We start from the raw sequence: 5760 nt of genomic DNA, 5'->3' as shown, positions 1-5760 counted from the left end.
TAATCATATTTCTTAAAACTTCTTTTGGTAATGTTGACATAAAAAATTCTCCTTTCTGGTTCAAATCATATTTTGATTCTTGCCAGAAAAGAGAATTTTATTTCGTAAAAGCACAGATTATTTTACACTACCTTTTGGTGAGAAGTCTAAATTTTCGGTTGGTGGATTAAATTTGATGTTGTTATTTAATTTATTAGTGACATCCCAGTGCATTTCTTCATAATGCTTTTGCTTTCTCTTTAAACACCGTATTTAAATTATTGTAATATCAAGCTTTGAAGCGATTTTTGTTAACTTAATTTTCTCGAGATGTTGCTTTATATATCAAGTCTAGTAAGAAGAAAATAAGCACTTTATGGTGGTGGCGTGGGCTATTGACTGCCAGCACCACCCACGCCATCACCCACATGTCATTTTCTTCTCAATAACCCTGATTTTTTAACTTTTGAGCTCGTTAATATACTTAATCGTGGAAATATATGGTATACTCGTGTCATGTAGTAGAAAAAATAAAGAGATGAGGGAACAATTATGATTGAACTTCGCAAAATTACTCAGGATAATTTAAGGGAAGTATTGGAGCTTAAAGTAGCAAGTGGGCAAGACGGTTATGTGGATTCTAATATTTATAGACTAGCTTGGGCCTATGTTAAAGTAATCAACAATGAGAAACCTCCTCTGGCCTTTGCCATATATCATCATGATAAAGTTGTAGGGTTAGTGGATATGGGATTTTTTGAGTTATCGGAAACTACCTTTTTATTTGAGGAATTTGGCGACAAAGCTACCTATGGAATAAACCATTTTATGATAGATCATAAATATCAAGGTAAAGGGTTTGGCAAACAGGCTATGCAAAAAGTTATCGAATTTTTACGTTCATTTCCCCAAGGAAAAGCTGATGCTATTTATTTATCTTATTGGAAGACTAACGAAGCAGCTAGAGGCCTATATGCATCAGTTGGGTTTGTAGAAACAGGAGAAATATGGGACGGACAAACCGGTGAAAGCTGGGATCCAGAGAGAGAAGATATTGAGAGAGCAGAAGTAGGTGTTAGACTGGGATTATAGACAATTCAATGGCAAAAAATTCAAAGGCTTTTTCTTACAATAATAAATAAATATCAGAAATACTTAGGATAGAGATAGTATAGAAGTTTTAAGATGAGAAGAATATCTAATTGCACTTTTTGTGCACTTTACTTCTTGTTTTGTTATTTTTTAAGTAATTTATAGATCATTGAAATGCCTTATTATCAATGATATTGCGCTATACCATCCATCTCGAAAATTGAGTGGAAGTAGTATCCAAAACCCCTAGAAAACTGATAAATAATAGTTTTCTAGGGGTTGCTTTTATTTGTGGGGTAAATTGATATTGTTTATTTGATTTTTTTTGAGTATAATTTTCATAGAATGTTGATAAATTCTCCTTGTAGCAGATAGAAAATATTATCTACGGTACTATGGCATTTCTCAAAAAAGAGAGAAAATTTATATTTTCTATATAAAAATAGGATTGCCCTCTTGACTCTTCCTTTGGGGAATCCTTTATACTAAGTTTATCCCTGATAGTTTAGAAAGAGGTGGAAACAAATGAACAATTTAATCAAAATTAAAGATGTATCAAGCAAATATGACATTACAGCCCGTACACTGCGTTATTATGAGGACATGGGATTGCTGTCCAGCACCCGAAGTGATGACTACGCATATAGGATGTATGATGAAAACGCTGTTAGACGACTTGAACAAATACTTATATTACGTAAACTGAATATCAGCATAAAAGACATTCAACGTGTTTTTAATACTTCCAGTTCCGATGTAGTTTTAGAAGTGTTGGGGAAAAAAGTACATAGCATAGACGACGAGGTTGCGCTTTTGCATGAGTTGAAAGAAATCGTGCTGGATTTTATACGGGAAATCGAACGAGTGAACTTTGCAGACAATTCCGACATAAAACTGCTATATAACAAGGCTAAAGGCATTGAAATGCAGTTGATAAGCGTTAACTATATCGGCAAACCCTCCAATATAAACCGTTTGATTGAAATAACGGAAAAATTAGATAAGAAAATTCCTGATATAATGGTTGTTAGGATACCAGAATTTAAAGCGGTAACGTGCGGAAGTCAACCTTGGGGGGAGATGTTCAAAGAAGGGGGATATATGTACCAATTGTGGCAGTATTGTCATTTGTATAAAAGTGTGATTTTTGATTGTTTTGATTTTTTGCTGTCTGAAAATGATAAAGCCCAATGGATATGTGCCGTTAAAGATGGTGTTACCAATGCAGATGTAAGCCCTTTTAAATTGTTCGATTTTCCAGGAGGTTTATATGCCATGGCAGTCAGTATTGACGAAGATAACGAGAGTATACACAAAGTGGAAGATAAAGTTCGGCGATGGGTTGAAAGCACAAATTTTGAACTTGACAAAGATCGCAATGTTATGTTCAATATGCCTTATTTGTATGAAGATGGAAGAGATATTGCCTATAGAGACATAGAAAAAGGACTTGGCTATAAACAAATGCAAAGATATTTTCCCATTAAGCTAAGAGAAGGAATATAAAAATACAGGGAATTTTCAATGCATTATTTAAGTAATTTAGAAATGCAAAGTATGATAGAAGCCGTAGGGAAATAAAAAAAGATGGAGGAATTATCATGAACAAGTATGAAAATGCAATGAAACTTATGGAAGAATACTGCGGAAACGGTAAGGATAACATTATTGCTCTTGCAACTATTGCATTGTCCTCGAATACCGTCGGCAATCCTCGCCCTGCTGTCCGTATGGTTGACGCTTATTATGAAAACGGCGTGTTTTATGTTTCTACAGACGCTAATAAAAATAAAATGCTGGAAATTGAGAAAAATAACGAGATTTCCATTTGTGGATTAGACTTGTTTGTTGCTCAAGGAACTGCTGAAAATCTTGGTTGGGTAAAGGACGAAAGAAACACGGAAATAAGAGCAAAGATGAAAAAAATCTTCACATGGTTCGATGCCCATGGTGACGAAGACAATCCTGACTCAATCGTTCTGCGTATCACCCTTACGGGAGGAACCATAACTGATAATGACAAAAAATACGGTGAATGGCATTATAAAGTTGACTTTGCTAAGAAAGAAGCGAAATAAATGCGCAAGACATTTAAGGATATGGCAATTAATGGTAGCATATATTAAATTAAAAGAAGATAAGTAATATAAAAAGAAAAAAACCTAAAAAATTGACTATATAAAAATCAATAAGTAGGTTTTTTTTATTCTTATTTCTCTATTTTGGTTCAAAAAAATATTAAACTTCTTCCTAATAAATTATTATTTAACAATTGGGTCAGTTTTTTAATTGCATTATTTACCTTTTCAAGGTCAAATTTATTGCAGACATTATTATAAATTTAGTTTAATAAGTAAACAAAATTTGCATCTTTTTATGAATTGGAATTACTAATATTGTTGGTATAGTTCTCATTTTGAATATTTATATCCATGTCACGAATTATCTTTCGTATTACTTATATTAGTATCTGACAATAAAATATTGCCTTAATCGTTGCAAAGATTAAGTATCTAGGATAGAATTTAATTATAGACATTGAGAAGATGACGGTTATGGAAATGAGCTGTATAGAAAGTGAATTTGTTATAGCAAATAATTGATTTATGTTGGGGTAGAATGTTTCAATTTAATATAATATTAATAAGGAATGAGGTATAAGATGGCAACTGCAATAGAAGTTAATAAAAAGAGTGTTAAAGAATTACTTGAGACAGGAAAAAAGAAAAAATTCATTATTCCAGAATACCAACGGCCTTATGCGTGGACTGATGATGAAATTAAAACGTTATTTGATGATCTTATAGAATATACTGAAAATGATAATGAAACTAATTATTTTCTAGGAACCATAGTATCATATGAAAATGAAAATGGTGAACAAGAAATTATAGATGGACAACAAAGAATAACTTCTCTATTTTTATTACTTAGAGCTATATATGCAAAATTGAATTCAATGACTGAAACACCAGAAGTTAGGAACTTTAAAAATCAAATTGAATCAGCACTATGGCAACAAGATGAATTAACAGCAGAGGTTGATTTTGAAAAAATATTGATAGAATCAAAAGTAATGAAGGATGAGGGAAATAAAATATTTATGGAGATTCTAACTAGTGGTAAAACTGGAGAAACCAATGATAATTATACACTAAATTATAAATTGTTTAAAGAATTAATTGAAAAATATGCAACCAGTGAACCAGAACTTTTTTATTGGTTTATCAGAAATATTTTAAATAAAGCAATTTTACTACCAATTACTGCTGATTCACAGGATACTGCACTTACTATTTTTTCAACATTAAATGATAGGGGACTAGCATTATCTGATTCTGATATTTTTAAAGCAAAAATGTATAACAATTTGAAGCCAGAATATAAATCAGAATTTATTGAAAAATGGAAATCACTAGATGAAGAAGCAGCTAATACAAATGAAAATATTCAAAACTTATTTTATTATTATATGTTTTATTTGAGGGCCCTTGAAAATGATAGGAAAACCACTACTCCAGGTATGAGAAAGTATTATTCCAGGAATAATTTTGAGCAGCTATTTAAAGACGAGGTTTTAGATAATATAGAAAAAATGATGACATTATGGGTAGTAGTTAATAATCGAATAGAAGTTGAGGGATGTAGTTGGTCTTCTAATATTGAAATAAAACAGGCTCTTGACTTATTATTGTCTTATCCTAATGAATTTTGGAAGTATCCAGTTATAATTTATTATTTGAAATATAGTGAAGAAGAAGATTTTGAATATATATTTTTAAAATTTTTAAGAAAATTATTTGCAGAACTATCCGCTAAATATATCATTACACCTACAATTAATGCAGTAAAAGGTAGTATCTTAAATTTAAATTCAGAAATAATCAAATCTTCAAAGCCGAAGTTTGAATTTTCAAGAATTAATGAGAACGAATTAAGGGAAAATATGAAAACACCACATAGAAATACGGTACGTATGATTTTAAAAGCCATAACTTATGAAGAACAAGATGAATTACTTCCTGAAAGATGGGAAATAGAACATATATTTCCTACAAAATGGCAAAACAGTTATTTCCCAAATAATACTGATGAAGAAGTTATAAAAACTATAGAAAATATAGGAAATAAAATACCTTTTGAAAAGAAATTGAATATTATTGCAAGTAATGGATATTTTCAAAAGAAGAAAGAAAGCTATAACAAATCCAAAGTGAAAATATTACTTAAACTTTCACAAAATCATAATGATTGGGGTTTAGAAGAGATTAGAGATAGAAATATTAGAATTGCAGATGAATTTATTTTATTATTGAAGTCATGGGGACTAAATGAAGAAAATTTTTTATCCCAAGATGATAATAAAAAGGGGACTATAAATTTAACTGAAGAGGAGCAAGAGCTTATTAAAAAAATGCAGAAAAAAGGTATTGATTTTAATAAATTATAGAATCTAAAAAGATATTTTAATATTTAAATACAGCTAAAAAAGTTATAGAAAATAACTTAGAGTTTATTTAATCAATAAACTTTAAATAAAAGATAAACCTTATAATTCCTAGAATGAACATGCCCCTGTCAAGTAGACAGTGGAAATAATAAAAAACTTTGTGCGCCAATCATTAAATTATGATTGGCGTAATTTTATTCTATGCGACTAAATCTAAAAGATAACATCTGTATTCTAGT

General features: G+C 30.4%; 4 protein-coding genes. All 4 read left to right on the top strand.

Translation table 11 applies throughout. From position 1 onward, the window contains the following. The first annotated feature begins 531 nt into the window (after positions 1 to 531). The 4 genes from FYJ83_RS19125 to FYJ83_RS19110 all read left to right on the top strand — a co-directional run bounded on the left by FYJ83_RS19125 (position 532) and on the right by FYJ83_RS19110 (position 5521). A complete protein-coding gene (locus FYJ83_RS19125; protein WP_154443090.1) occupies positions 532 to 1071 on the top strand; it encodes a GNAT family N-acetyltransferase in 540 nt (179 codons plus the stop codon). A 525-nt stretch (positions 1072 to 1596) separates the two neighbouring features. Continuing rightward, positions 1597 to 2577: a helix-turn-helix domain-containing protein gene (locus tag FYJ83_RS19120; protein ID WP_154443089.1), complete on the top strand. Its 981-nt coding sequence runs from the start codon at positions 1597 to 1599 to the stop codon at positions 2575 to 2577. A 95-nt stretch (positions 2578 to 2672) separates the two neighbouring features. Then, positions 2673 to 3149: a pyridoxamine 5'-phosphate oxidase family protein gene (locus FYJ83_RS19115; protein WP_154443088.1), complete on the top strand. Its 477-nt coding sequence runs from the start codon at positions 2673 to 2675 to the stop codon at positions 3147 to 3149. 584 nt (positions 3150 to 3733) lie between these two features. After that, positions 3734 to 5521: a DUF262 domain-containing protein gene (locus FYJ83_RS19110; protein WP_154443087.1), complete on the top strand. Its 1788-nt coding sequence runs from the start codon at positions 3734 to 3736 to the stop codon at positions 5519 to 5521. Positions 5522 to 5760: the final 239 nt, after the last annotated feature.

The sequence above is a fragment of the Tissierella pigra genome, assembly GCF_009695605.1.
In the GTDB taxonomy this organism is placed as follows: domain Bacteria; phylum Bacillota; class Clostridia; order Tissierellales; family Tissierellaceae; genus Tissierella; species Tissierella pigra.
The sequence above is the reverse complement of the archived record's forward strand: the minus strand, read 5'-3'. Positions and strand labels throughout refer to the sequence as shown.

Excerpts from the sequence above, each read along its gene's own strand:
- FYJ83_RS19125 (WP_154443090.1), top strand. The coding sequence starts at position 532 with ATGATTGAACTTCGCAAAATTACTCAGGATAATTTAAGGGAAGTATTG.
- FYJ83_RS19120 (WP_154443089.1), top strand. The coding sequence starts at position 1,597 with ATGAACAATTTAATCAAAATTAAAGATGTATCAAGCAAATATGACATT.
- FYJ83_RS19110 (WP_154443087.1), top strand. The coding sequence starts at position 3,734 with ATGGCAACTGCAATAGAAGTTAATAAAAAGAGTGTTAAAGAATTACTT.
- FYJ83_RS19115 (WP_154443088.1), top strand. The coding sequence starts at position 2,673 with ATGAACAAGTATGAAAATGCAATGAAACTTATGGAAGAATACTGCGGA.